Origin of the sequence: Mesorhizobium sp. M0048, from assembly GCF_040323405.1 — a bacterium.
In the GTDB taxonomy this organism is placed as follows: Bacteria; Pseudomonadota; Alphaproteobacteria; order Rhizobiales; family Rhizobiaceae; genus Mesorhizobium.
In genome coordinates, this window is sequence record NZ_JAMYUV010000052.1 from 14,418 (window position 1) to 41,207 (window position 26,790).

At 62.7% G+C, this 26,790-nt stretch carries 23 protein-coding genes and 1 tRNA gene; 10 read left to right on the top strand and 14 right to left on the bottom strand.

What is annotated here, in order from left to right; genetic code table 11:
• Positions 1 to 4 precede the first annotated feature (4 nt).
• Positions 5 to 691, top strand: coding sequence for a winged helix-turn-helix domain-containing protein (locus NKJ84_RS27785; RefSeq protein ID WP_352509079.1), 687 nt, complete (start codon positions 5 to 7; stop codon positions 689 to 691).
• A 75-nt stretch (positions 692 to 766) separates the two neighbouring features.
• On the opposite strand, the gene NKJ84_RS27790 is transcribed toward NKJ84_RS27785, so the two are convergent.
• Complete coding sequence (locus NKJ84_RS27790) at positions 767 to 934, bottom strand: hypothetical protein (RefSeq protein WP_254817759.1); 168 nt, start codon at positions 932 to 934, stop codon at positions 767 to 769.
• Positions 935 to 1,533: 599 nt separating this feature from the next.
• Here NKJ84_RS27790 and NKJ84_RS27795 point away from each other — a divergent pair.
• Entirely contained in the window at positions 1,534 to 1,998 is a 465-nt protein-coding gene (locus NKJ84_RS27795) for a L,D-transpeptidase (RefSeq protein ID WP_254817760.1), read from the top strand.
• A 90-nt stretch (positions 1,999 to 2,088) separates the two neighbouring features.
• On the opposite strand, the gene NKJ84_RS27800 is transcribed toward NKJ84_RS27795, so the two are convergent.
• Positions 2,089 to 5,172: an efflux RND transporter permease subunit gene (locus NKJ84_RS27800; protein ID WP_352509080.1), complete on the bottom strand. Its 3,084-nt coding sequence runs from the start codon at positions 5,170 to 5,172 to the stop codon at positions 2,089 to 2,091.
• Positions 5,169 to 6,446 carry an efflux RND transporter periplasmic adaptor subunit gene (locus tag NKJ84_RS27805; RefSeq protein ID WP_502900986.1) on the bottom strand — a complete coding sequence of 426 codons (1,278 nt, stop codon included), beginning with the start codon at positions 6,444 to 6,446 and terminating at the stop codon, positions 5,169 to 5,171. Before NKJ84_RS27805 ends, NKJ84_RS27800 begins: the two co-directional genes overlap by 4 nt.
• A gap of 150 nt (positions 6,447 to 6,596) precedes the next feature.
• Between NKJ84_RS27805 and NKJ84_RS27810 the strand changes: the two genes are divergently transcribed.
• The 4 genes from NKJ84_RS27810 to NKJ84_RS27825 all read left to right on the top strand — a co-directional run bounded on the left by NKJ84_RS27810 (position 6,597) and on the right by NKJ84_RS27825 (position 10,556).
• Complete coding sequence (locus NKJ84_RS27810; protein WP_352509081.1) at positions 6,597 to 7,133, top strand: TetR/AcrR family transcriptional regulator; 537 nt, start codon at positions 6,597 to 6,599, stop codon at positions 7,131 to 7,133.
• Between the two features lie 210 nt (positions 7,134 to 7,343).
• Positions 7,344 to 7,988, top strand: a complete 645-nt coding sequence (locus tag NKJ84_RS27815) for a carbonic anhydrase (protein WP_352509082.1) — start codon at positions 7,344 to 7,346, stop codon at positions 7,986 to 7,988.
• A gap of 15 nt (positions 7,989 to 8,003) precedes the next feature.
• Positions 8,004 to 8,411, top strand: coding sequence for a nuclear transport factor 2 family protein (locus NKJ84_RS27820; protein WP_352509095.1), 408 nt, complete (start codon positions 8,004 to 8,006; stop codon positions 8,409 to 8,411).
• 90 nt (positions 8,412 to 8,501) lie between these two features.
• Positions 8,502 to 10,556: a M3 family metallopeptidase gene (locus NKJ84_RS27825; protein ID WP_352509096.1), complete on the top strand. Its 2,055-nt coding sequence runs from the start codon at positions 8,502 to 8,504 to the stop codon at positions 10,554 to 10,556.
• Positions 10,557 to 10,853: 297 nt separating this feature from the next.
• Here NKJ84_RS27825 and NKJ84_RS27830 read toward each other — a convergent pair whose 3' ends face one another.
• From NKJ84_RS27830 to NKJ84_RS27845, 4 genes are all read right to left on the bottom strand, one after another.
• Positions 10,854 to 12,191 carry an LGFP repeat-containing protein gene (locus NKJ84_RS27830; RefSeq protein WP_352509083.1) on the bottom strand — a complete coding sequence of 446 codons (1,338 nt, stop codon included), beginning with the start codon at positions 12,189 to 12,191 and terminating at the stop codon, positions 10,854 to 10,856.
• 224 nt (positions 12,192 to 12,415) lie between these two features.
• Positions 12,416 to 15,628, bottom strand: coding sequence for an AfsR/SARP family transcriptional regulator (locus NKJ84_RS27835; protein ID WP_352509084.1), 3,213 nt, complete (start codon positions 15,626 to 15,628; stop codon positions 12,416 to 12,418).
• A gap of 120 nt (positions 15,629 to 15,748) precedes the next feature.
• The gene (locus NKJ84_RS27840) at positions 15,749 to 16,207 is read right to left on the bottom strand and encodes a hypothetical protein (protein ID WP_352480022.1); all 459 of its coding nucleotides are present in this window, start codon (positions 16,205 to 16,207) and stop codon (positions 15,749 to 15,751) included.
• A 233-nt stretch (positions 16,208 to 16,440) separates the two neighbouring features.
• Positions 16,441 to 16,516, bottom strand: a tRNA-Ala gene (locus NKJ84_RS27845).
• Positions 16,517 to 16,680: 164 nt separating this feature from the next.
• On the opposite strand from NKJ84_RS27845, the gene NKJ84_RS27850 reads away from it, so the two are divergent.
• Both NKJ84_RS27850 and NKJ84_RS27855 read left to right on the top strand, forming a co-directional pair.
• The gene (locus NKJ84_RS27850) at positions 16,681 to 16,971 is read left to right on the top strand and encodes a YggT family protein (protein WP_023678162.1); all 291 of its coding nucleotides are present in this window, start codon (positions 16,681 to 16,683) and stop codon (positions 16,969 to 16,971) included.
• Between the two features lie 13 nt (positions 16,972 to 16,984).
• Positions 16,985 to 17,305, top strand: coding sequence for a DUF167 family protein (locus tag NKJ84_RS27855; RefSeq protein ID WP_352509085.1), 321 nt, complete (start codon positions 16,985 to 16,987; stop codon positions 17,303 to 17,305).
• 253 nt (positions 17,306 to 17,558) lie between these two features.
• On the opposite strand, the gene NKJ84_RS27860 is transcribed toward NKJ84_RS27855, so the two are convergent.
• From NKJ84_RS27860 to NKJ84_RS27890, 7 genes are all read right to left on the bottom strand, one after another.
• The gene (locus NKJ84_RS27860; protein ID WP_352509086.1) at positions 17,559 to 18,527 is read right to left on the bottom strand and encodes an ABC transporter ATP-binding protein; all 969 of its coding nucleotides are present in this window, start codon (positions 18,525 to 18,527) and stop codon (positions 17,559 to 17,561) included.
• A complete protein-coding gene (locus tag NKJ84_RS27865; RefSeq protein WP_352509097.1) occupies positions 18,527 to 19,537 on the bottom strand; it encodes an ABC transporter ATP-binding protein in 1,011 nt (336 codons plus the stop codon). The genes NKJ84_RS27860 and NKJ84_RS27865 overlap by 1 nt, the downstream gene beginning before the upstream one ends.
• Entirely contained in the window at positions 19,534 to 20,451 is a 918-nt protein-coding gene (locus tag NKJ84_RS27870; protein WP_352509087.1) for a dihydrodipicolinate synthase family protein, read from the bottom strand. The genes NKJ84_RS27865 and NKJ84_RS27870 overlap by 4 nt, the downstream gene beginning before the upstream one ends.
• 18 nt (positions 20,452 to 20,469) lie before the next feature.
• A complete protein-coding gene (locus NKJ84_RS27875) occupies positions 20,470 to 21,348 on the bottom strand; it encodes an ABC transporter permease (RefSeq protein ID WP_352509098.1) in 879 nt (292 codons plus the stop codon).
• A gap of 23 nt (positions 21,349 to 21,371) precedes the next feature.
• Entirely contained in the window at positions 21,372 to 22,328 is a 957-nt protein-coding gene (locus tag NKJ84_RS27880; RefSeq protein WP_352509088.1) for an ABC transporter permease, read from the bottom strand.
• Between the two features lie 65 nt (positions 22,329 to 22,393).
• Positions 22,394 to 23,974, bottom strand: a complete 1,581-nt coding sequence (locus NKJ84_RS27885) for an ABC transporter substrate-binding protein (protein WP_352509089.1) — start codon at positions 23,972 to 23,974, stop codon at positions 22,394 to 22,396.
• A 20-nt stretch (positions 23,975 to 23,994) separates the two neighbouring features.
• Positions 23,995 to 24,708, bottom strand: a complete 714-nt coding sequence (locus NKJ84_RS27890) for a FadR/GntR family transcriptional regulator (protein ID WP_352509090.1) — start codon at positions 24,706 to 24,708, stop codon at positions 23,995 to 23,997.
• 97 nt (positions 24,709 to 24,805) lie between these two features.
• Between NKJ84_RS27890 and NKJ84_RS27895 the strand changes: the two genes are divergently transcribed.
• Together NKJ84_RS27895 and NKJ84_RS27900 are read left to right on the top strand one after the other, a co-directional pair.
• A complete protein-coding gene (locus NKJ84_RS27895; protein ID WP_352509091.1) occupies positions 24,806 to 25,777 on the top strand; it encodes a Gfo/Idh/MocA family protein in 972 nt (323 codons plus the stop codon).
• Complete coding sequence (locus NKJ84_RS27900; protein WP_352509092.1) at positions 25,774 to 26,769, top strand: Gfo/Idh/MocA family protein; 996 nt, start codon at positions 25,774 to 25,776, stop codon at positions 26,767 to 26,769. Before NKJ84_RS27895 ends, NKJ84_RS27900 begins: the two co-directional genes overlap by 4 nt.
• The last annotated feature ends 21 nt before the right edge of the window (positions 26,770 to 26,790 follow it).

Here is a 26,790-nt window from a genome sequence, read left to right on the forward strand (position 1 = left end):
AAACATGGCTGCACGATCCGTTATCGCGCTTGTTTCCGTCGCTGAAGTAATTGCCACCGATCTCGCCGATCATCTCGAGCGGCGCGGTCATGACGTCCGTGCGGCGCGACAGCCGTGGGAAGCCGAATCGCTGCTTTCGGAAAAGGGTATCGATGTCGTGGTTGTCGGCGACAGCGTCAGCCAGGCGGAGGGGCGAGACCTGCTCAGGCGACATGGCGGCGAAGGTGGCCCGGATTTCATCCTGATCTGCCGCCCGGCCGATCTGGTCGACAAGGTTCTGGCGCTCGAACTCGGCGCCGCCGACGTCGTCGAAACCCCGCTCAATGTCAGGGAGCTTGCGGCTCGCGTCGGCGGCCTTCTGGCTCGGCGCGGCAGGAGCGCCGGGGAACTGATCGTGCTGGAGAACGCGACCGTCGATCTCCGATCGGCCATTGTCATGCACCGCTCGGGAACCGAAGAACAGCTGTCCCCCGGGCAGGTGGCGCTGCTCAGGCTGTTCCTGGCCAGCCCGCGCAAGGTGCTGACGCGGGACGACATCATCGCCGCCGCGCCCGCCGAAAATGCCGAAGCGTTCGATCGGTCGATCGATTCGCGCATCGTGCGGCTGCGCCGCAAGCTCGATACCGAAACCATCACCACCATACGGGGTGCCGGTTACCGGTTCGATCCGCCGACGCAATTCGCCGATTGAAGGCAGGACAGCCACCCTTTGTCTTGAGCATCGGGTTTTCCCAAAACCGGTTTCCACTTTAGGGTCCGATGCTCTTCAGCGCACCACGAGAAGCGACGGGCCGGACGGCATGTCACCGGTCGTACTGACCTCGCCGGCATGGGCACGTTCCTTCAGCAGCACGGTGGCGAGGCCGGCAATGCCGAGCAGGCCCTGGACGTAAAGCAGGGCGGAAAGCACGGAAGCGGCGAATTTCGTTTTCATCCTGTTCGTTCCTCAAAATTGGAATTTACGGGCACTTCAGGGGAACCCCGAAGCGCCCGCGCCGCCAGCGGAGCCCCCCGTTGCGGCGCGGGCCTTCGGTCCTCTCGGCTGCAAGTTGCCGGAGGCGCCGCGCATCCTCAACGGCCCTAAGCCGCCCCCGCCAGAGGGGCTTGAGCCGGTCGACGCGCAGGCTGGAAAGTGTCCAGATCAATCCAGGCCGTAGCGAAAACAGTGTTGGCTTCCGATCGTTCGTTGCCCGCTGTTTTCGTTAGGTCAACTTTGCCTGTTCGCTGTATCCGGATCATGCCGCCGACGCTGCGCTTTGTTGCAGCTCGGTTTCGGAGTCAGGTGAATTCCCATCAAACGAAAGGCAATCGCGTATTGGCGCCGCGGTTTGGCCGATCCGCCTAGGCAAACACGCCACCCGTCATGACGACGTCATGCAACTGCAAGCTGCTTTGCACGGACCTTTTCTGTTAACCAGGGGAAACAGAATCGAAACACAAACGAGCATCTTGCGAAATCGGCTTGAAACATGACGCCCCGATAAGCCGGTCATCAATTGGGCCGGTCCCGACCGGCAGAATAGGGGAGACATCATGTACACTGCCATTTCCGCCAAGCTCATCAACATCGCCGCCGCCGTCATCACCGGTACTGCCTTGCTTGTCAGTGCCGGCAACGGCGCAGCCCACGCCGCCGCCAACAAGATCGTCGCGCGTGTGTCGCTATCTCAGCAGACCATGGAAATTCTGGTCGACGGCCGGCCGACATTCGCCTGGAAGGTTTCGACGGGCGACAGGACGCACGTCACACCGACCGGTTCGTTCAAGCCGACCCGCATGCATGAAATTTGGTATTCGAAGAAATACGACAACGCCCCGATGCCGCATTCGGTGTTCTTCAACGGCGGCTACGCCGTACATGCGACAAGCGCCATCAAGCGCCTCGGCCAGCCGGCCTCGCATGGCTGCGTGCGTCTGCATCCGGACAACGCCGCCGATTTCTACCAGCTCGTCGAGGTCTTCGGCCCGGCCAACACCAGCATCGTCATCGTCAAGTGAGCGATGCTGCTCTTGTGTCGCTCAAAAAGGTCGGAAATCCGGCCTTTTTATTGTACAATGTTAGTACAATCTAATCTGGGTTAGTACAATCTAATCCGGCATCACCGGCATCAGCTTCGGATCCGGCTTTTCAGCGTGATGCGGCAGGTCCTTGCTGGCGATAAAGGTGTAGAACATCGGCACCACAAACAGCGTGAACATGGTTCCGACCAGGATGCCGGTGAAGATCACCAAGCCCATCGAATAGCGTGCCGCGGCACCCGCGCCGCTGGAGATGATCAGCGGCACCACGCCGAGCGCCATCGCCGCCGTCGTCATCAGGATCGGCCGCAGCCGCACCCTGGCCGACGCGATGATCGCATCGCGCCGCCGCATGCCGTGCATTTCACGCTGCTGGTTGGCGAACTCGACCAGGAGGATGCCGTGCTTGGTGATGAGGCCGATCAGCGTGATGAGGCCAACCTGGGTGTAGATATTGAGCGTGCCGAGCCCGATATTAAGCGGCACGATCGCGCCGAAGATCGAGAGTGGCACCGCCATCATGATGATCAACGGATCGCGGAAGCTTTCGAACTGCGCCGCCAGCACCAGGTAGATGACGAGCACTGCCGCCGCGAAGGCGATGATGATCGTGTAGCCCTGTTCCTTCTCCTGCCGCGATTGACCGGTATAGTCGATGAAGAAAGTGTCCGGCAGGCTCTCCTTGGCGATATCCTCGATAGCTTTCAAACCGTCGCCGGTGGTGACGCCAGGCAGCGGCAAGGCGGAAATCGTTGCGGAATTCAACTGGTTGAATTGCTCGATCGCCGCCGGCGACGCGTTGGTCGAGATCTTCACCACCGCAGAGAGCGGCACCATCTCACCCGAGACGCTGCGCACGAAATACTCCCCAAGTTTTTCGGGATTGTCGCGGAATTGCTGCGGCACCTGCGGGATGATGTCGTAGCTGTTGGATTCGCGGTCGAATTGCGCCACCTCGGCGCCACCGACCAAGAGGGTCAGCGTCCGGCCGATTTCGGCGATCGGCAGGTTGAGTGCCGCGGCGCGGTCGCGGTCGATCGTCACTGTCACTTGCGGCGCATCGTAGGACATGGAATTCTGCACGGCGAGGAAGCGGCCGGAGGCCTGCGCCTTGTTCTTGATATTCTCGGCGGCCTCGTACACCTGGGAGGCCTCCCCGGTCGAGCGCACCACCATCGTGATTGGCAGGCCGCCGCCGGAGCCGGGCAGCGTCGGTGGTGCGAAGACGAAAGCCTCGACGCCTGCCACCTTGGCAAGGCGGGCAGTGATGTCTTCCTGAAGTTCCTTCGAGCTGCGCGCGCGCTCGGCCCAGTCCTTGAACGCAAAGCCGACGAAAGCGCTGTTGGTCGGGCCTTGGAACGCGACGGCGGAGAACCGTGCCCTGGTTTCGGGGATATCATTCACCAGCCCGAGAATCTGGTTCACATAGGTCTCGGTGTAGTCCGACGTCGCGTAACGCGGCGCGTTCACAATAGACAGCAAGAAGCCCTGGTCTTCTTCCGGCGCCAGTTCGCTCGCGGTCTTTGTGAACATGAAGCCGGTCGTGGCGACCAGTGCGATGACGATCATCAGCGTCACCGGGCGATATTTCAGCGAGCCGCTGACCAGCCGCTCGTAGACGTGTTCGACGCGCCCGAACGTGTTGTCGACAATGCGCTGGAAGCGGCTGTGCGACCCGGCCCTCAGGATGCGTGCCGACATCATCGGCGTGACGGTTAGGGCGACGACACCCGAAAGCACCACCGAGCCGGCAAGCGTCACCGCGAATTCGCGAAACAGTGCGCCTGTCAGGCCGCCGGTGAAGGCCAGCGGCGCGAACACCGCGGCCAGCGTTATCGTCATGGCGACGACGGCGGACGAGATCTCCCGCATGCCGTTGAAGGCCGCCTGCATCGGCGACAAGCCGTCTTCCTCCATGTGGCGGTGGATGTTTTCCACCACCACGATGGCATCGTCAACAACCAGTCCGATCGCCAGCACCATGGCCAGCAACGATAAAAGGTTGATCGAATAACCCAAAGAAAACAGCAGGAAACAGACGCCGATCAGCGACAGCGGAATGGTCACGATCGGCATCAGCACCGAGCGGAACGAGCCGAGGAAGAGCAGGATGACGACGATGACGATGGCGACCGCCTCGCCGATGGTCTTGAACACCTCCTCGATCGACGCGCTGATCTGCTCGGTCGAGTCGTAGACGATCTCGATCGTCATGCCGAGCGGCAGCGTCTCCTGGATCGTCGGCACAATCTTGTGGATCGCCGCCGCGGTGGTCAGTGGATTGGCGGCCGGCGTCGGAAAGATGGCGAGAAAGATGCCGGGCTTGCCGTTGAACGTGACCCTGGTGTCGGTGCTCGCCGCGGCGAGCTCGACGCGGGCCACATCGCGCAGCCTCACCACATTGCCGTCTTTCGAGCGGAGCGGAAGGGCAGCGAAAGCCTCCGGCGTCTGCAGGGTCGAGCGAACCGTGATCGAGGAAGCCACATATTCGTTTTCGGTATCGCCGGGCGCCGAGAGGAAATTCGATTCGTTGATGGCGGTCAGCACTTCCGCCGCCGTCACGCCGCGCGCCGCCAGTTTGATCGGGTCGATCCAGACACGCATCGAATATTCGGCGGCGCCGAAAATCTGCACGTCGGCGACACCTTCGACCGTCGAGATACGCGGCCGCACGACACGCTCGATATATTCGGTGAGCTGTTCCGGTGTCATGTTCGGATTCTGCATCGAGATGTACATCATCGCGAACTGCTGGCCGGTGCCCTTGACGATCACCGGGTCTTTGGTTTCGTCCGGCAGATCGCCGCGAACACTCTGAACCTTCGACAAGACTTCGTTCAGCGCGACGTCGGGGTCGGAGCCGAGCTTCATCTGCACCGTCACGGTGCTGGAGGACGGCCGGCTCGACGACGTGACATAATCGATGTTTTCGGTCGAAGCGACGGCACGCGCGATCGGCGCGGAAATGAACCCCTGGATCAGGTCGGCGCTGGCGCCGGGATAGGCCGTGGTGATGGTGATGGCCGTTTCTTCAACCTCTGGATACTGCCGAATCGAAAGGTTGAAGATGCCCTGAAAACCCAGAAGCAGGATCATGCAGGCAAGCACGGTCGAGAGAACCGGGCGGCGGATGAAGAGATCGGAAAAGCTCATTGCTGGGCTGCCTGCTGGTTCCCCGGCTTGCTCGGATCGATCGTGTTGTCGACGGCAACGGACATGCCGTTGGAGAGCCGGTTCTGGCCGGCCGTAACGACTTCGTCGCCGGGCTGGATGCCTTCCAGGATCTCGACCAGGCCGGCGTTGTGGCGGCCTGGCTTGACGAACACCTGGGCGAGCACGAGCTGCGGTTTCTGTTCTTCCGCTGCCGGCTTGGCTTCCGCTGCCGGTTTGGCTGGGGTAGCAGCCGGCTTTTCGTCGGGTTTTGCCACGGGTGCTTCGGCCGCCGGCTTGGCAGCATCTGCAGCCGGCTTCTCTTCCGGCTTTGCCTCGGGAGCCGCGCCGTTGGCTTCGGCGGATTTGGCCGGGCGCACCACGAAGACGAAGTCGCCGTACAGGCTGGAGGTCAGCGCCGTCTGCGGCAGCGCCAGCACGTCGTTCTCCTCGGGCAGTTCGACGCGCACCTGGACGAACTGGCCCGGCGTCAGCTTGCCTTCGGGATTGCCGACCTCCGCCCTTACCGTCACCAGCCGGCTGGTCGGGTCGATCTTCGGATCGATGCCGCGGATGCTGCCGGTGAACGGCATGTCGCCGCCGCCGACGCCCAACCGCACCCTCTGTCCGATCTTCAGCTGCGGAAGCTGCTGCTCCGGCACGGTGAAATCGACACGCATCGTATCCATGTCCTGCAAGGTCACTACGGCGGTGCCGGGTGTGAGATACTGGCCAAGGTCGATTTTCGGAATACCGACAGTACCCTTGAAGGGGGCGGTCAACTGCTTTTGGTCGAGCACCGCTTGCAGCTTGTTTACCTGCGCGGCGGAGACCGATGCTGCTGCCTGCGCCGTGTCGAGCGTAGCATCGGTGCCGACCCCGCGCTTCTGCAGCTCGAGAGCGCGCATCAGCGTCGTCTGGTCGGAGGTGGCTTGCGCCTTCGACGCGACGAGGTCGGCTCGCTCGACGGCATCGTCAAGCTGCAGCAGGACGGCGTTGGCGGCGACCTTCTGATTGGCATGGAACAGGATGTCCTTGACGATGCCAGCAGTTTCGACCGTCAGGTCGACGCCGCGTACGGCACTGACAGTGCCGATCGCCTCGATGCCGGGCGTCCAGGACATCGGTTTGACAATGACTGTCGACACGGTCGTGGCCGGCGGCTTCATGGTGGCGAAGAACTGTTTGATCGCATTGTCGCGAAACAGGTTGAAGCCGACGATGCCGCCGCACACCAGCACGAGCAGAATGAAGGCGATGATGAAGCGCTTGATCACGAACAGTCCCCTCGGCCATGGCCCAGCATAACGGTCGGACGACCGGAACACATACCTGTGACTGGTCCCAATTTCAAATGACGGCGATCTTACTGTACCGTCTGGACGGTCTTGTCAATTCCGCCTAAGCTAATGAATGGGGAACGATTGATGAAGGTCCGCAGAGCAAATTCGCGCGAAAAAATTCTCGCTGCCGCCGCCGCGGTGGCGCGCGAGACGGGTCCTGGCAGCCTGTCGCTGGACGCTGTTGCCAGCCGTGCCGGCGTGTCGAAGGGTGGTCTTCTCTACAATTTCCCGACCAAGGCGAAATTGATGCAGGCGCTGGTGGAGGATTATCTCAGCGCATTCCAACAGGCGCTGGAGGCCGCCCGCAAGAACAGCGGCAGCGGCGAGAGCCCGCTCGCCGCCTATATCAGGCTTTCGGCCGAGCATGCCGAGGAGTCGAAGCCATCGGCATCCTGGATATTTTCGGCAATCGCCGAGGATCCCGACTTCCTGACGCCGATAAAATCGTTCAGGCGGCAGGTGTTCGAACGGCTGAAGGCGGAGACGCCGAACCTCAAGGCGCTGCTGGTCTGCTATCTCGCCATCGAGGGACTTCGCAGCATGAATCTGTTCGGTTCGGATATTCTTTCCGCCGACGAGCGCCGGCTGCTGATATCGACCCTGCTGGAGATCGCGGAATAGTCTAGGAATACGCCGGCCGGGTTCAGTTGCCTCGACTGTCGGGATGTGGCTGGAGCGAGGTGCCGTCCACTTGGGGCAGAGTGAGCTCCACGCTTTGGACCTACGCTCCACGCTTTCCGAAAATCGGTTCCGATTTTCGGGCCGATGCGCTAGAGCCTTTCGGGATTGACCCGAGCTGCCTTCAACCCGGAAAGGCTCCCACCGCTGCCCATGCCCCATCTTCCCGAGCATCTTCTCACCGGCTACCGCAGTTTCATGAGCGGCCGCTATCTCACCGAAAGCGGCCGTTATCGCTCGCTGGCGCGGGAGGGCCAGGCACCCGAAACGATGATCGTCGCCTGCTGCGATTCGCGGGCCGCGCCCGAAGCGATCTTCGACGCCGGGCCCGGCGAGCTGTTCGTGCTGCGCAATGTCGGCAATCTGGTGCCGCCCTATGCGCCCGACGATCAGTTCCACTCGACATCGGCAGCGCTCGAATTTGCCGTGCAGAGCCTCAAGGTCAAGAACATCGTGGTGATGGGCCACGGCCGCTGCGGCGGCATCCGCGCGGCACTCGACACCGCGGCCGCACCCTTGTCGCCGGGCGATTTCATCGGCAAGTGGATGAGCCTGATCGCGCCTGCGGCCGAGACCGTATCGTCCAGCACCTTCATGACCGCGACCGAGCGCCAGACGGCGCTGGAGCGCATCTCGATCCGCTATTCCATAGCCAATCTGCGCACCTTCCCTTGTGTTTCGATCCTCGAAGGCAAGGGGCGGCTGTCGCTGCACGGTGCCTGGTTCGATATTTCGACCGGCGAGCTTTGGGTGATGAACAAGGACACAGGCGATTTCGAGCGGCCGGAGACGGAGTAGGAGACGAGGGGCATGATGCGAGCTCGGTTCGCGTTCGCGGCGGCGGCACTACTGTGCTCAGCAAATGTTGCCAGCGCCGACGATAGCGCGATCATAGACCGCTGGTATTCGGCACTGCTGGTCGCCGACCGCACCGAATTGTCGGACCTGCTCGCCGACAACGTCCGCATCAAGCTCGACGACCTCGGCGTCGTGCAAAGCAAGCAGGAATTCATCGCCTCGATCGCCGAGTGGCAGGGCGCCGTCGCCGGGGCCGAAATCCGCCACCGGATCGAGAAGACGGAGGGCGGCGTCACCACTGTGATCGCCTGCTATGATTTTCCCAGCAACGACATGCTGATGCAGGAGACTTTCGCGGTCGCCAACGACCAGATCAGCGCCAGTTCGCAAGCCGCGATCGCCGAAAATTGCGACGGTTACTGACGGAACCATGAACGGGACCCGCTGTTGCGCGCAACCGGCCGGCGCCTTACATCGGTGACGATTCATTTTCTCCCGCCACTCAGCGAAAGTTTGCCCATGCCGTCCACCGTCGACCTCGCTGCCCATCCGCTGACCGCATGGCAAGGGCCGCTCGGCCTGCCCGATTTCACGCGCATCGGCGATGGCGATTTTTCTCCGGTCTTCGACGCGGCCCTGAAGGCGCATGAGGCCGAGATCGAGGCGATTGCCGGCAACGCCGGGACGCCGACCATCGAAAACACGCTTGCCGCGCTCGAGCTTGCCGGCGAGGCGCTCGACCATGTCTCGTCGATCTTCTGGTGCCGAGCCGGCGCCCACACCAATGAGACGATCCAGGCACTGGAGCGCGACATCTCGCCAAAGATGTCGCGGCATTTCTCGGCAATCTCGATGAACGAACGCCTGTTCGCCCGCATCGACCATCTCTATCAGCGCCGCGATGCTTTGAAGCTCGATGCCGAAACGATGCGGGTCTTGGAAAAGACCTGGAAAAACTTCGTTCGCTCCGGCGCCAGGCTCGACGCCGAAGGCAAGAAGCGGCTGGCCTCGATCAACGAGGAATTGTCGTCGCTCGGCACCAATTTCGGCCAGAACGTGCTTGCCGACGAGCGCGACTGGGCGTTGTTCCTCGACGAGGCCGACCTTGCCGGCCTGCCGGAATTCCTGAAAAGCTCGATGGCGGAAGCCGCCGAGATGCGCGGCCAGAAGGGCCGCTACGCCGTCACTCTGTCGCGTTCGATCTACGAGCCGTTCTCGACCTTCTCAGAACGCCGCGATCTGCGCGAGACAGCGTTCCGCGCCTTCATCATGCGTGGTCAGAATGGCGGCGCTACCGACAACACGGAAGTGGTGCGCGACATGCTGCGCCTGCGCGCCGAGAAGGCGAAGCTGCTCGGCTATGCTTCCTACGCCGCATTGAAGCTCGACGATACCATGGCCAAGACGCCGGAGGCGGTGCACGCGCTGCTCGATCCGGTCTGGGAAAAGGCGGTGGAAAAGGCCGCAAGCGACCAAGCCGAATTGCAGCGGCTGGCGGCCGAGGCCGGCAGCAACGAAAAATTCGCTGCCTGGGACTGGCGCTTCTATCAGGAGAAGCTGCGCGCAGAGAAATTCGCCTTCGACGAGGCCGAGCTGAAGCCGTACCTGCAGCTAGACCGCATCATCGACGCCTGTTTCGATGTGGCAACACGATTGTTCGGCATTTCTTTCGAAGAAAAGAAGGGCATTGCCACCTGGCATCCCGACGCACGTGTTTTCGTGGTGAAGAATGTCGACGGCAGCGAGCGCGGCCTGTTCCTCGCCGACTATTTCGCGCGACTCTCGAAGCGCTCCGGCGCCTGGATGAGCGCGCTGAAATCCGGTTACAGGCTTGGCGATGGCTCCAAGCCGGTCATCTACAACATCATGAATTTTGCCAAGCCGCCGGCCGGCGAGGCCGCCTTGCTGTCGGTCGACGAAGCCAAGACGCTGTTCCACGAATTCGGTCATGCTCTGCACGGCATGCTGACCGACGTCACTTGGCCGTCGGTCGCTGGCACCTCGGTCAGCCGCGATTTCGTCGAACTGCCTTCGCAGCTTTACGAACACTGGCTGACGGTACCGGCGGTGCTGGAAAAACATGCGCTGCATGTCAAGACCGGCAAGCCGATGCCAAAGGCGCTGGTCGACAAGATGCTGGCGGCGCGCACCTTCGGCGCGGGCTTCGCCACGGTCGAGTTCACTGCCTCGGCGTTGGTCGACATGGCTTACCACGCCCGGCCGGATGCACCGGACCAGCCGCTTCGTTTCGAAGCCGAAACGCTGGAAGGGCTTAACATGCCCGATACCATCGCCATGCGTCACCGCACCCCGCATTTCGGCCACATCTTTGCCGGCGACGGCTATTCGGCCGGCTATTATTCCTACATGTGGTCGGAAGTGCTCGATGCCGACGCCTTCGCCGCCTTCGAGGAGACGGGCGATCCGTTCAATCCGGCGCTGGCCGAGCGGCTGCGCAAGAACATCTACGCCGCCGGCGGCTCGAAGGATCCCGAAGAACTCTACACCGCCTTCCGCGGCAAGATGCCTTCACCGGAAGCAATGATGGCCAAGCGCGGACTGGTGTGATGCGTGCCCGCTCTTGTCACGGTTCTCTTCTATCCTGATTGATGTCGGCCGTCATGGCGTCGGGTTGCGCGCCGCCTGATCCGGTTCTGTCGGTCCCGGCTCGGCCTCGCTGGCTGCGGCAGTGTCGTTGAGGTGACTGCCCGCTATGCTGATCGGCCGCTGGCGAATCCGGACCGCCTTGTGACGACCGCTACGGAAATAAATCTCTCAGTCGCGAACGTCAGCCCCGCCAACGGAAGGCGGGGCTGGTAAGTTGATTGTCCCGGCAAGCTTTTTTGCCGGGGCGATTGGCCTAGACTAGGCAGGCACAAAGCCGAAATAGGCTTTGTAGGACGCCCCTTCGCCGGAAATCAGGGGCGTTTCCACTTTGAACCCAATCCCGCTGAAGGTGGTATTGTTCGTACGTGCCGCGAGCAACACCATCTGCTTTGCGGAGATGGTCACTGTCGCGCTCCCGATCCTGTCATCGCCCCAATCGAAGAGATCGCTGATGGCGCCGCCGATCGATGGCATCAAGGATCCCAGGGCCGGGCCGGCTATTGCGGCAATGATAGGTCCTGCCACCGGAATGAGGCCCAAAGCCAGCGTACCCGCCGTATGGACGCCCATCACGACCTTCTGCACTTCGTCCTTGTACTTGTTTGGATCGCCGAAATCGTTTTCCATCAGCACCGTACCGATATTGATGCCGTAGGGCTTGCCTCGATAGACCTCCATCAGGTCGGGTCTCGTATCTCCCGCATCGACGTCGCCATAGACCTGGCTGCGCTTGGTGTCGGCGATCTGCGGCGTTGTCACGCTGACGATGACATAGGGCTCGTCCGCACTCGACCCCTGATCCCAGTCGGTCTCGCCGAAGCAATGGAGGCCGGTATAGTGGACGACGACATCTCGAAGGTCGATCGCGCCGGTGTCGGGCCACCAGTATATGCCGCCGTTTTCAAACAGATTGGCACGGCCACCGTCGGCAAATTCGGTCTCGTCGGTGGTTGGGTACCCCAGATATGACTGTTCCCAGCCCAGGCTTTCCCACTTCTTGCGGATGTCACCGTACACCACGTTGGCTCCGGTGTTCGGTGTCCAGTAGATCGAGCCGGCATTGGCAAAATGGTTGTAGCGCCCGACGCCGTCGGGAGTTCCGGTTTCGTCGGTGACCGGATAGCCGAGAACCGAGCGCTCCCAGCCCATTGCTGCCCATTTGCTGCGAATTGCCCCCCAAATCGCTTGAGCACCGGTATTCGGTGTCCAGTAGATCGAAGCGATATTGTTGTTGAAGTGATTGTATCGCCCGACGCCGTCGGGAGTTCCGGTTTCGTCGGTGCAGGGAATGCCCCACGCGAGACCGCCAAGCGCAATCCATTTCCTGTAGATGTCGCCGTGGATCTCAAAGGCGTCGTGCATGGCATCGTTGTAACAAATGCATGAGCCGTTCTTGAGATACCAGGCTTTTCCAGTCTCCTTCCTGTCGATCTCGGCGAAGCCGGCGCCTCCAAGGGAGTTGTACTTTTGCTGTATGACAGCTTCGGGCGAGAGGAGCGACCAAGGCCCGATCCTGAGCTGGTCGGAAAGTCTTGTGGCTCCAGCGCGGATGGTGCCGGCACGCACTCTCGAAGTTGCTCTGGCAGTATACGGCATGACCTTTTCCTTCCTGTGAGTGTTGGTATCGGGGGCTTCAGGCCTCCGGCGATCGGTTTTGATCGACGGGCCGAGGTTCCCAGACCGCGACTTACGGACGGCTTACAGAGTTCTGAGCTGCGCCAGAGCAATTCCAGGAAAAGTGTGGAACGGTTTTCCGTCCGGAACTGCGAAAAAATAAAGAGATAGAGCGGTTCGGCGTTTCCGTGAAACGATGAACCGGTCTAGAGAAACGGGCGCACGAGCGAACGCAGCAAAGGCGAGGGCTCGTCATCGCCGGTCGAAGCGAGCGCGCGTTCATAGCGCCGGTAATCCTCGATGGCGCCGGCGTGGTCGTTTCTGGAGAGGCTCTCCTGGATGAGCGTGCCATGGAGTTTGGCCGATTCCGGGTAGAAATCGAGCGCACGCCGGCACGCTTGGCGTGCCCGATCTGCGTTGCCTCGGCTCTGCCAGTGTTTGGCGATCCGCACGGCAAGCTCCACCAACCCGTCCCGCACCCGGTCGGCCGCGGCGTTCGACCAGGCGGGCGTCGGGCCATTCGAGAAAAGCGGGCCGACAAAGCCTTCCAGCAGCATCTCCTGCTCCTCGATTGCGCTGTCTCTTTGGCCCGACAGAACGGGTTTCAGCCGGTCTTCCCAATCCTGCAGATCGATCCAGACCTTGTCGGCAGCGAGCCGCAAACGGCCTTCTCTCAGCGTTACGAGTTCGCCTTGCCCGAGCAATTTGCGCAGACGATGCAGCGCCTGCTCCAAGGCCGCTTTGGCCTGGTCGCCGTCGAGGTCGGGCCAGAGCCAATCCTGCAGGGTTTCCACCGAACAGACCTGATCCCTCGACAGGCAGATAATGCGCAATATGTCGAGAGCGCGGGTAGGTTTGGCACCGGGCGCGACCTCGGCGCCATCGATCTCGAGGCGGAAGCCTCCCATCAAGTGTATCCTGAGCGGCCAAGGCCACTGGGCGGGGCGACCAGCGGGCGGGACCAGATATCGCGCCCGAACGACGCGGCGGCAGAGATCGACATCGATCTTTCGCTCCAGCGCATCGGCGATCAGCTCGGCTAGCAAGTCCGGCAGGTTGAGCAAGATCGCCGAGGGATTGACCTCGCGCAATGCCGCCATGAATTCAGCCAGACGAGTGCCATAGGACGCGCCGCCGTTCCACTTCTGCTCCAGGGCCCGTGCGGCTAGAATGCTGAGTTCGACACGCTGGCGAGGGCCGCCGCTCAGCCTTTCGGCGATCCCCTGAAGTAGCGCAATCGCCTCCGCCGGACGCCGGTCGGCCAGCAGGACCTGGTATTTGGTGACGTAATGCGGCCAGCGCTCGATCATCGGCTCGTTCGCCCGCTCGATCGCATCCATGAAGACATCGCAGTCGAGATAGGCCTTGGCGAAGTCGCCGTTGCGCGTGTGCATCGCCGCATGGCAGTCGGCGACGACCGCGACCTGGGTGGTGAACCTGCTGTCCGCGATCTCGCCCAGTCGGGAGACCAGCGCATTGAACTCCGAGAACCTGTTGTGAAGCTTCATCAGCAATTGGAGCTGGTAGAGGGCGCTGAACTCGACGCCCCGTAAGGCGTGCTGCTCGCCTATCGCCGTTGCGCGTCGCAACGCATCCTCGGCCGAGGCATAGACAAAACCGCGCCGCGAATAGGGGAAGTAACGGCCGCTGGCCGAGCCAAAGGACACCAGCCACATGCCGAGCACAAGCGGTGGGATATCCGGATGTTCGAGATCGGCGGCAACGCTGTCCACGGCATTGGCAAAAATGTCGCGCTGCCCCGACGAGGTCGCGTAGTCGATGAGCGCTTCGCTTGCCAGCAGGCGCAACTCGACCGAATCCTCGATCGGCAGATGTGTCAGGCGCTGCTGGATATCATTCACGAGGCGCTTCGCGTCATGGGCGTCGAATTCGCCAGGTTCGGCGAAATCGACGGCCCGCAGGATGCCGAGCCTGACCATCATGAGTTCCTCCGGATCCAATTCCGGCAACCCCTTGGCAAGAACCTGTGAGGCTCGGCGCGTCCAATCCGCCAGCCCCTCATGCGTACGCCAGCTGGCGGTCTTGACTACGACCGCCCGCGCGACCGTCAGGCATTGGCCGCGCATGTCGGTGTTCTCGAATGCTTGCCATGCCTTGGAGAAGTGCGGCTCGGCCTTCGCATCGTCCGACGCGAAGGCGACGCCCAGCCAATAATGGACCCACCCGTCCATCTCGTCGGGGGGCAGCCTGTTGCACCATTCGACGAAGCTGGCCCTGCGCCCTTGCGAGAGAACGCCGTTAGCGCACTCCAGAATGAGCTGGCGTGCCAGCGGCCAGGCGCCCGCCTGCAACGCCAGCACGATTGCCGCGTCGGTTTTGCCGGCCTCGTGCAGGACCTTTGCTGCCTGCTCGCGCAGCCTGGAACGGTCCGCTTCCGTCACGCGCCGGTCCAGTAGGCCGGCAAGGTATTCGCGCAACAAGTCATGCAGCTGGAAGGCGGCGCCGCCCGGACCGTCGCGCGTGATCAGCAGCTGGCGATGCTGCAGCCGCACCAGCAGGCGGGCAGCCTGCGGCGAACCCAGGAACGCATCGGCAAGGTCCGTGCTGATCTCCGGCAGAAGGTTGAGCCTGATCAGCAGATCCTGGTCCTCCGGCGCGATGTCGCGCAGGAAATAACGTCCGACAATCTCCCGAAGGCCGGCGCCTCCGGCAAGGCCGGTCTGCGAAAGCGGGTAGTACATTCCAGCATTGGCCAGCAGGAGAAGGCCCACCGCCCAGCCGCGCGCCTCCGAAATGTCGCCGACCTCGGACGGCGATTGCGAGCGGGCGGTGACGAGGTTGCGAGCCTCCGCAGGCGAAAACTCCAGCAGCGTTTGGTTGAGGACCGGCAACTGTCCCGACAGCACGAGGTCGGCGACATCGCCCTCGGGCAGCATCCGCGATGTGCAGATGCAGCGGACGGTATTGGGGCGTTCGCGCAACAGGATCGCCAGCGTCCGGCGAAAGCCTGGTGCATCGGCACGATGCAGATCGTCGAGGACTAGGATCGTGCCCGGATCAAGCCGCGAGAAATAGGTGCGGAAGAACAGCCGCGCGAAATCGTCGGAATTGTCGGCATATTCCGGACCAAAGACCGGCATGCCGGCATGCCTGCCGTCGAGCGACAGCGTCAGATAATGGAAAAGCCGCGCAACGTCCTGGTCCTCGGTGTCGACCCGATACCAGTTGTATGCCGATTCGCTTTGCTCCGGCCCGCCTTGTTCCAGCCCGCCGTGTTCCAGAAAGTCGATCACCGCGGTGGTCTTGCCGTATCCACCAGGCGCAGCCAGCCAGCATGCACCGCTGTCGAGGGCCTGCGAAAGCAGCGCCACTACGCGCGGACGGCTGACAATTCCCACTGGCCGGGGTGCCGAGAGCTTTGCTATCTCGCGCGGCGCGTCCCGGAAGGATTTATCCATTGTGAGGACTCTCGCAGCGCAGTCGCCTCGCGAAAACAGGTAATCGGTTCGCCCGCAACAACAAATCGCCGGCCGGCGTTGTGCTCGCCTGACGTGCCGTGCTCGCCGGCAAGGTCGCGGTTATCCCTTGTGCGACATGATATGCGAAACCCCGACACTCACGTCAGCGGTGTGTCTTGCCATCACTGCGTTCATTCGCATTGCAATCGTCGCATAGCCGTTTCGTTCGTGGTCGGTAACTTCCGAGGGCTTGAAGAGCCACGGAAGGGGTGCAACCTGCGCGTCTTCGAAATTGGCCGGCAGATTCGATGGCACCGCCTTTTTTCCTAGAGGCAGCTCTAGCCCAAGGTCACTAAATTCCTTCTCGAGGCTGGCGTGCAGATGAGAAAGGACGACATAGATCGCCAGCTTTGATCTAGTCCTTTCTGTGTTGTTTAGATTGTACTCTTGAAGAACCTCATCGAACGATGGCGATACGTCACTTTCGGCAGCGGTAGCTCGTGTTGCAACAGCACCGGCCAGGGCAGTCGCTGCCACTCCTGTAAGACCTACAAAATCACGTCTTGTCGTGCCGGTCATGGTGAATTCCCCTCGGTTTTGAAGACGGGCCAAGTCTGGCAAGGAGGAGGCGCAGTGGCAATAGGCCGCATACGCTATTGGTGTAGAGGGCCTTTACGTCGCCGATGTGAATCCACCCGGCGACGACAGTGCCAAGCCGGCAGAGGCTCGCGATGCATTCGGTTGCTTGATCTGAGGACCCATGGAATCCAAGAAAGGTTCCTCAGCATTCACGGGGGGTTCGAAAAATCCGCTGGTGGAGCTGAGGAGGATCGAACTCCTGACCTCGTCATTGCGAACGACGCGCTCTCCCAGCTGAGCTACAGCCCCGTCCAGCGGATTGGGCTTTTATCGGCCGCTGCGGTTTCCTGTCAAGGCTGCCCTTGCTGCCGAAATGCCGTTCGGCCGTTCGTGCGCCTCGCCCACGCGTCGGAACGCGGCTCTTGCCGCTTTCAGCTACAGTGGCTACATGTCGGCAACAATCGGAGACCGGCATGATCGCCCTCATTCAGACCATTGTCATGGCGCTTGACCTTTACTGGTGGATCATCATCGCCTCGGCGATATTTTCCTGGCTCTACGCCTTCAACGTCGTCAACTCCCGCAACCAGTTCGTCGATACCATCAGCAACATGCTCTATCGGCTGACCGAACCGGCGCTGCGGCCGATCCGCCGCTTCATGCCCGATCTCGGCGGCATCGACATCTCGCCGATCATCCTGCTGCTGATCCTGTTCTTCATCCGGCAGTTCCTGCTCACCACCGTGCTTTCGCTGGTCGTCTGAGTGCAGGCGTCCCATGCGCGCGCCGTTCCGGACGCGCGCCGACGGTATCGACCTGTTCGTCCGGCTGACGCCGAAATCAGCGATGGACAGGCTCGAGGGGGCCGAAACGACCGCGGATGGGCGAAGCCATCTGAAGGCTCGCGTTCGCGCCGTGCCGGAAAACGGGGCCGCCAATCGAGCGCTGGAAAGGCTGGTCGCCAAGGCGCTTGGCGTGGCCGCTTCGGCCGTCTCGATCGTCGCCGGCGGCACCGCTCGGCTGAAGACGGTCCGTGTGCTTGGCGATCCCGCGGCGCTGGCGAAACGCATCGATACGCTGGGCACGCCTGCGCCATGATCTCGGCTCGCTCACCAACCCCGTAGAAAAAAGGCCGGGCTGCAAAGCCCGGCCAGATGTGAAGGTCGAAAACCTTCAGAGGGGAACGCGCCGGACGAATGGGAGGAAACATCCGGCGCAGCGTGCATATGGGTCGGCATCGCTGACGTTTCAATGACGGGAACGACAATAACAGCTTCGTGAAACCGGGCGGTGGATGTCGATGAACGCCTGGGATTGGGGACCTGTTTGACCGTTGTCTGGGCAATTATTCCTAAGCGATGTCGTCGCGAATGCAGGCCTTCAGATGGCCGTCGGCTGTCGCCCTCAGTGGCGGCACGGCCGCGGCGCAAGCCTCCAACGCGAACGGGCAACGGGTTCGGAAAACACAGCCCGACGGCGGGTTCGCCGGACTGGGAATATCGCCTTTGAGCACCTGCCGGCCTTGCCTCGCCAGCGGATCGAGCGATGGAATGGCTGACAGCAGCGCACGCGTGTAGGGATGCTGCGGTCGGGCATAAAGCTCGGCCGCCGGCGCAACCTCCATGATGCGCCCGAGATAGAGCACGATGACCGTGTCGCAGATGTACTCGACGACGGCCAGATCGTGCGAAATGAACAGCATGGTCAGGCCGAGCCGGAGCTGCAGGTCGCGCAACAAATTGATGATTTGCGCCTGGATCGAGACGTCGAGTGCCGAGACCGGCTCGTCGGCGACGATGAATTCCGGCTCGAGCGTCAGCGCCCGGGCGATGCCGATGCGCTGGCGCTGGCCGCCCGAGAATTCATGGGCGTAGCGGTCATAGGCGTCGAACGGCAACTCAACCGCGGCAAGTGCCTTCGCGGCCTTCGCCCGCCGCTCGGACCTCTTGCCAATGGCTTGAATGTCAAGGCCTTCGGTGAGGATCTGCCCTATCGTCATGCGCGGCGACAGGCTGGCGAAGGGATCCTGGAAAATATACTGCATCTTGCGACGCTGGCGGCGCAGCTGGGCGGCACCCAGCCTGGTGATATCGGTGCCGTCATAGGTGATTTGGCCGGATGTCGGCTCGATCAGACGCAGCACCGAGCGGCCGATCGTGGTCTTGCCGGAGCCGGACTCGCCGACCAGGCCAACCACCTCGCCACGCCTGACATCGAAGGAAATGTCCTCCAGCGCCCTGACCAGCGGGCCACGCGAGAACGCTGTCGGCGCAAAATGCTTGGTCAGGTTTTTGACCGAAAGGAAGGGAACGTCGGCCATCAGAGCTCCTCCCAACGCAGGCAGCGGCTTTGCCGGGTCGGCGTCGCCGCAAACAAGGGCGGGACCGCGGCACGGCAGGCAGCGATAGCCATCGGGCAGCGCGGCGCGAAGGAACAGCCTTTGGGCAGCAACGTGAGCGACGGAACATTCCCGGCAATGGTCGGCAGCGGCGTGCCCGCCAGCTTCAGTGCCGTGGCCTGGCCGAGCCGCGGCACCGAACGCATCAACCCGGCGGTATAGGGATGACGCGGACGGGTGAACACTTCGCTCACCGGACCTGTTTCGACGATACGCCCGGCATACATCACCGCTACCCGGTCGGCGATTTCGGCGACGACGCTGAGATTGTGGGTGACGAACAGGATGCCCATGCCGCGCTGCGCCTGCAGCTCGGCCAAAAGATCGAGGATCTGGGCCTGGATGGTGACGTCCAGCGCGGTGGTCGGCTCGTCGGCGATCAGCAAGCCCGGATCGCAGGACAGGGCCATGGCGATGGTAGCGCGCTGGCGCATCCCGCCCGAAAGTTCGTGCGGATACTGCCGCGCCCGCCGCTTCGGATCGGGAATGCCGACCTGTTCCAGCAGCCGCACCGCGTCTGCTTCTGCCTCGCGGTGCGATTTGCCGAGATGAATGCGGATCGGTTCGGCGATCTGCTCGCCGATCGTGTAGACCGGGTTGAGGCTGGTCATCGGCTCCTGGAACACCATGCCGATCTCGTTGCCGCGTATCTTGCGCAGCGACTCGGCATCGAGGCTGGTCAGTTCGGTGAGCGTGCCGTTCTTGCGCCGCAGCGCGATCGACCCCTCGGCGATATGTCCGACCCCTTTCGGCAGCAATCCCATGATCGACAGGCTGGTGACGGACTTGCCCGATCCGGATTCGCCAACGAGCGCCACGGTCTCGCCGGAGCCGATCGTCAGGTTGACATCCCTTACCGCCGCGATGTCGCGCCCCGCAATGCGGAACACCGCGCGCAGGCCGGAAATCGACAGGATCGGCGTGGCGCTCAGCGGAGCAGCCCCACATCGCGAAGGATCATGTCGATCTTTGCGGTTTCCTCGTCGTTCAGGCTGCGCTGCGGCCGCGCCATGGTGTTCGAGGCGATGATGCCGAGGCTCTTCATCGCCGCCTTGAAGGCGCCGACGCCGGCCGAGCCGGCGCTGGTCCTGCCGAGCGAGATCCAGACGATCTCGAACAGTTTCAACAACCGCTCCTGCTCCAGGCGGGCTTCGGCAAGCTGGCCCGCCTGCGTCAGCTTCCACAGCCTGACATAACCATGCGGGTCGACATTGGCGAGGCCCGGCACGACGCCATGCGCACCCATCGCCAGCACGCTGTCGACCAGGATCTCGGAACCGGTCATGCCGAAAAAACTGGGATCGTCGGCCATGTCCTTGAGCACGTAACGCAGATTGCCGTCATCGCCGCTGGAATCCTTGATACCCGCAATGGCTCCTTCCCTGGCGAGACCGACCGTGGTCTTGCGCTCCAGCTTGACGTGCACGCAGACCGGGATGTCGTAGGCGATGACCGGAATGTCGATCGCATCTTTGATGTAGCGGAAGTGATCGCCGATCTCGGGCTGGCTGGTGCGGGTATAAAACGGCGCGGTGACGACGATGGCGTCGGCACCGGCCGATCTGGCGATGCGGGCGTGGTTGATGACGCGGTCGGTCGTCGGGTCGATAACACCGGCGAAGATCGGAAGCCGGCCGTTATTGACCTTGACCGCGTGCTCGAGGACGGCCCTGCGGCCCGCCTCGTCGTGGAAGACCACCTCGCTGGTCGAGCCCAGCACGAACAGCCCGTGGACGCCGCCGTCGAGCAGGTTCTCGATGGTGCGCGTGAACGACGGAAAATCGACGCTGAAATCGGCATTGAGCGGGGTGACGACAGGTGGCACGACGCCGGTAAACAGAGGCATTTTGATGAACCTTCGAGGTCAGTTGAGATCGGAGCGGGGATCGAATGCGTCGCGCAGGCCGTCGCCGATGAAGTTGATGGCGAGCACGGTGAGCACCAGTGCGGCGCCTGGGAACATCCATTGCCACGGATAATTTTCAAGCACGACGGTGGAGCGGGCGAGATTGAGCATGTTGCCCCAGCTGGCTTCGGGCGGCGCGATGCCGAGGCCGAGGAAGGACAGGCCGGCCTCGAGCAGGATGGCGTTGGCGATCTGCAAGGTGGCATAGACGACCAGGATATCGATGCAATTGGGCAGGCCGTGCCGGAACAGCAGATGCGGCAGCCCCGCGCCCATGCCGCGGGCGGCAACGACGAAATCGCGCTCGCGCAGTTCGAGCAGCCGGGCGCGCACCATGCGCGACAGCACCGGCCAGGAGAGCAGCGAGATCACCAGTATGGTCGGCGCGATGCCGGTGCCGGCAATCGAAGCCAGCACCAGCAGGAAGATCACCGGCGGCAGCGTCATCGCCAGATCGACCAAGCGCATCACCGTGCCGTCGACGAGGCGCCCGCCAAAGCTGGCGCCGGCGCCGACCAGGAAGCCTATGACGGTCGATATGGCGACCGAGCAGACGGCGACCAGCAATGAGATTCGCCCACCTTGCAGCAACCGGGCCATGACGTCGCGCCCGACGCCGTCGCTACCCAGCCAATGAATGGCCGACGGCGCCTTGTTCATCGCCCTGAGGTCGATGGCGTTCGGGCCGAACGGCCACCACAAAGAATAGGTCGAAACCGCCAGCAGGATCGGGATGACGATCAAAAGCCCGGCACGCGCCGCGCGGTTTTCGAAAAAGCGGTCGAACGCGCGGCGAAGCGGCCCCTTGGTCTGCGGTAAGGCTGTCGGGTCGACCATTGGGTCCGGCGCAGTGATTGCCATCACGCCACCTGAATGCGCGGGTCGACGACGGCATAGACGACGTCGGTCAACAGGTTGACCAGGATGACGCAAACGCCGATCACCAGCGTGGCGCCCATGATCACCGGGTAATCGCGGGTGCCAACGGCATTGACCAGAAGCAGTCCCATGCCCGGCCAATTGAACACGCTTTCCAGGAAGATGGCGCCGCCAATGGCGATGCCGACGGTCGAGCCGATCAGCGTGATGACCGGCAAGAGCGCGTTGCGGGTTGCATGCTTGATGATAACCCAGAACTCGCGCACGCCCTTGGCACGCGCCGTCCGCACGTAATCCTGGTTGAGCACTTCCAGCAGCGAAGCGCGCATGTAGCGCATGATCAGCGCGGCATGGCCGATGGACAGCAGGCAAGCGGGCAGGATGAGGTGCGCAAGCACGTCGGTCATCGAGAACGGCGCACCCGCGGTCTGCATGCCGCCGGACGGCGCCCAGCGCAGCAGCACCGAGAAGAAATAGAGGCCAAGCAGCGCCGTCAGAAAAGCCGGGCTGGAGATCCCGATAAACGACAGCACCGACAGCGCGATGTCGGACGGTTCGTTACGGCGCACCGCGAAAATGCCGGCGGAAATGCCGAGCACGATGGCGATCGCCAGGCCCGTGCCCATCAGCAGCGCCGTCGGGCCGATGCGCTCCATGACCAGCGGCAGCACGGCGACGCCGCTGCGCTGGATCGAAAAGCCGAAGTCGCCGCCCAGCGCCGCGCGCAGCCAGGCCAGATATTGCACGGGAAGCGGCCGGTCGAGCCCAAGCCGTTCGCGCAGCCCCTCGAGATCGGAGGCGGACATCGGCACCGACGGGTTGATATAGGCGTCGATCGGATCGCCCGGCGCCAGCCGCAACAGGATGAAGATGAGGACGCTGAGCGCGACCAGCATCAGCAATCCTGTAGCGCTGCGGCGGGCAATGAAGCTCAACATGGGCTATCCGTGGCGGTGGCAGGCGGCGCCAAAGTGGTCCGCCTGCTCGCTTCGTTGCGGGGTTCTTACTGAATATCCCAGCGCTCCGGGTGAGCTGCGTAGGGGCCGCCGCCCGGCGCCGGCGTCCAGACGAAGTCACGCAGCTTGTTGGAGGCCACGCCATAGCGGTTGGCCACCCACAGCGTTGCCCAGGGCAGGTCCTTGTTCATCACCTTGCAGACCTCCTGCCAGGATTGGTCGATCTTGGCCGGATCGGTCTGGCCGAGGGCGGCGTCCAATGCAGCGCTCAGATCGTCGAAATCGATGCGCATGGTGTTGAAGCCTGCCGGCGGGATCTGCGACTTGTTGAGGCCGGGGTTGAGGCTGGCCGGATTGGGGCCGTTCTGCAGGCCGGCATAGACCATCGGAAAGGCATTCCAGTCCGGCGTGCCTTGTTTGTAGACGATGCCGTTATAGGTCGGCGTATCGACGACGCGCGGCACCACGTTAATGCCGACTTCGGCCAGCATCGACTGGATGGCGGCCATCACGTTGGCCGCTTGCGGCGAGCCGTAATAGGTCAGCAGGGTGATCGGTTTGTCGCCGTTGATCTTGTCCCAGCCCGCCTCGGTCAGCAGCGCCTTGGCCTTGGCCGGATCGTAGGCATATGGTTCGAGACCCTGGGGAACGAGATGCGGCGCGACATAGCCGCAATTGGCCGGCTTGGCGGCACCGCCATAGAGGCTGTCTATAATGGCGTTGCGGTCGATCGCGTACATGATCGCCTGGCGGACACGGATATCCCTGAACAGGTCGACCTTCTGATTCAGGCCGATATAGTTGACCACGTAGGAGGCACCTTCGATCACCTTGAAATTGCTGTCGCTTTTGAACGAGGCCGCATCGTCGGGCTCGACATAGGTGAACTGGATTTCACCGGCACGGAGCGCGGCGACGGCCGCCGCCGGTGACTCGAAATAGCGGTTGATGAGCACGTCTACCTTCGGCTTGCCGCCGCGATAATCGTCATCGGCTGCCAGCTCGACATATTGGTCGCTCACGTAGCGTTTGAACTTGAACGGGCCGGTGCCGACCGGAGTGGTCGACCACCAGGTGCTGGTCGCCAGCGCTTCCGGGGACAGGGTGGCCAGGGCATGCTCCGGCAGGATCATCAGCTGCGAGAGGATCGATAGAAACGATCCGTTCGGTTTCGATAGCTTCACCACTGCGGTGTGGTCATCCGGCGCATCGACCGAGGCGATATCGGCGAGACGGGCTGCAAACAGGCTGCCGGAGGCCTTGTTCGTGGCAAGCTCGAGCGTGAACTTGACGTCCTTCGAGGTGAACGGCTTGCCGTCGTGCCAAGTCTCGTTGACCAGGTTGAACGTATAGCTCAGCTGGTCGTCGCTGATCTTGTAGTCCTTCGCGAGGTCGCCTTCGATCTCGGTCAGCCCGGCATTGTAGATGACCAGCGGTTCAAAATAGGTGCTGAGCCAGGTGTAGCCGCCGGTCGCGACCAGCGGGTTGAAGTTCTTGGGAAAGCCGCCGGGACCGACGTCGAAGCCGCCGGCGATGGTTTTGGCGTTTTGTGCCTGGACGCTGGTCACTGGGGCAATGCTGGCGAGCAGCAGCCCTGCGATAGAGAATGCGGTGGTCCTGATGCGCATGGTTTCCTCCCTTGGCATGTTCAGGGTGTTCGGTTCTTGGCGATAACCTGCTGGATTCCTCGGTAATGGTCGTCGAGCCGCCGACGCGCCTGGTCGACGTCCTTGGCGGCGACAGCCTCGACGATCTCGTGATGGTCGCGCCATGTCGCCAGCGGCGTCGGATTATCGAGATTGGTGAAATTCGAGGCCTTGTTGAACGCCGTCCAGAAGATGTCGATCAGCGCGCTCAGCATGTGATTGTTCTGGCAGCGGAACAGCAGCTGATGGAATTGCTGGTCCTCTTCGGCGAAGCTCTCATGGCGCTCGGCACGTTGCCGCATGCGCTCGGTCAACTGGCGCAGCGCCTCGATGTCCTCGGCACTGATCATCTCGATCGTCTTGGCGATGAGGCCGGTTTCCAGCACGCGACGGATTTCGCGCAGCTCTTCGACATCGCGCAGCGAATCCTGCAAACCGTAGGCCAGGTTATCCAGCAGCGGCTTGAACGAGAACTCCTTGACGAACACGCCGATGCCGCGTCGCGTCTCCAGGATGCCGATCGATTCCAGCGCCTTGATGGCTTCCCGCACGGAGTTGCGGCCGACGCCGAGCCGCTGCGCCAGGAACGTCTCCGGCGGCAGGGGATCGCCTGCCTTGAGCTGGTTGCTTTCGATATAGGCCCTGAGGCTTTCCTGTACGGTGACGTGAAGCAGCGGCGGTCTGCTCAACGGTTCGATCGACTTCAGTTCCGCCATCCCACTGCCTTCATCATCCGCTGAAGCTTGCCCGCCGCTTGTCGTATAGCCACTTGTAGGATATCCTGCAAGCCCATAACAAACCTGCTGCCTCCGAATGAAGATTACCCTCGCCGGCTCGAGCCACTGGCACGCCGAAATACACCTCGACGCCGCACGCTTTTACGGCACGGAGATCGCCGGTATCTGGGACGAGGATCCTGGCCAAGCGCAAGCGTTCGCCGCGCACCACGACCTGCCGTTTATCGAAGATTTCAAGGAGATACTCTCCAGCCCGCCGGATGCGATCCTGTTGATGGGGCACCCTTCGATGGTGCCGGCGCGGGCACGTGCGATCATCGCGGCAAGGATACCGCTGATCCTGGAGAAGCCGGCGGCCAGCGATACGAGGGAACTGATGGCGCTGCGCGACCTTGCCAGGCAGTACCAGGCTTTCGTCGCTGTTCCCCTGCCCAACCGTTTCGGGCCGGCCGTTGCCGGCCTTGAACGGCTGCGCCGGCAAGGTCGCGCCGGCCCCGTGGCGCATTGCCAGTTCCGGCTGGTCAACGGCCCGCCGCAACGCTACATCGCCGACGGTGTCGCCTGGGTGCTCGACCCGGCGGTTGGTGGCGGGGGTGCATTGAGGAATCTCGGCATACACGGCGTCGACGCGGCACTCAGCCTCGCAACCGGCAAGCTCGGCCTGAAGACCGTTTCGATCGCGAACCGCATCCATCCCGGCCCGGTCGAGGATCACGCACTTCTGGTGCTGGAAGACGAGGCCGGCGCGCTGTTCATCGTCGAGGCCGGTTACACCTTTGCTTCGATGCGCCCCGGCGGTGACTTCGAGTGGCGCATCGTCAGTGCCAATGCCACCCTCATCGATCGTGGCGACCATGTTATCTGCGCAACGCTCGACGACGCGGCAATCGTCGATCTGCCGGTCGAACTGCCGGCAACGCGCTATCGTCTGTTCATGCGCGATACGCTTGACCGGCTGGCCAGAAAGGCGCCTCCGCCGGTGTCCATCGAAGATTATGTTGCGGCGATGTCGCTGATCGACGCCGCTTATCAAAAGGCAGGACCATGATTGGAATAGGAATTATCGGCGCCGGCGATTTCGGCGCAGGCCATGCGCGGGCAATCCGTGAGGTTGGCGGCATTCGTCTCGTCGCCGCCTCTCGAGGAAATGTCGACGCACTGCAGCAATTCACCGCTGAACATGGCGGCCGCGGCTACGCGGACTGGCGAAGGCTGCTGGACGACAAGGAGGTCGATGCGGTCCTCATTGCCAGCCCGCACCATCTCCATGCCGAAATGGCCATCGGCGCGGCAAAGGCCGGCAAGCATATCCTGCTCGAAAAACCGATGGCGCCGACGGTGGCTGCCTGCGATGCGATCAACGCCGCCGTGGCCAAGGGTGGCGTCAAGCTGATGGTCGCCCACCTCATGCATTTCGCCCTGCCCTGCATGGCGGCCAGGCAAATTCTGGAGGAAGGCGAGCTCGGCCGGCCGCTCGCCGGATCGAGCTGGATCATCAAGCTGTGGATGGAGCACAATCGCCGCGACTGGCATCTGCGCAAGGCGACCGGCGGCGGCATGCTGTTGACGGCCGGCATCCACGCGGTCGATCGCCTGGTCTGGCTGATGGATGACGATGTCGTGTCGGTGAGCGGCATGCTCGGCGCCAAGTTCCATGACCAGGAAGCAGACGATAGCGCTCTGCTCGGATTGCGCTTCGCCGGCGGCGGCATCGGCCAGGTGCAGAGCGTCGGCTATCGCACCGGCGCCACCACCTATGCCATGGATCTGGTCTGCGAGCGGGGAACGCTGCGCATCGACATGGACCGCGGCACCATGCTTGGCCGCGAGACGGTCTGGACCGAGCTGCCCGGTTCCTTTGAGCCGAACTGGATGCATAACGCGCTGGTGCGCGAATGGCGCGCGATGCGCAATGCCATTGCCGACGACACGCCGGTGCCGGTCGACGGTGCCTATGGGCGCAAGATGATCGCCATCATCGAGGCCGCCTTTGCCTCGAACGAAACCCGCCGCGAACACGAGATCGCCGGTGGACGCTGACCTCGACGACCATCTGGCCCG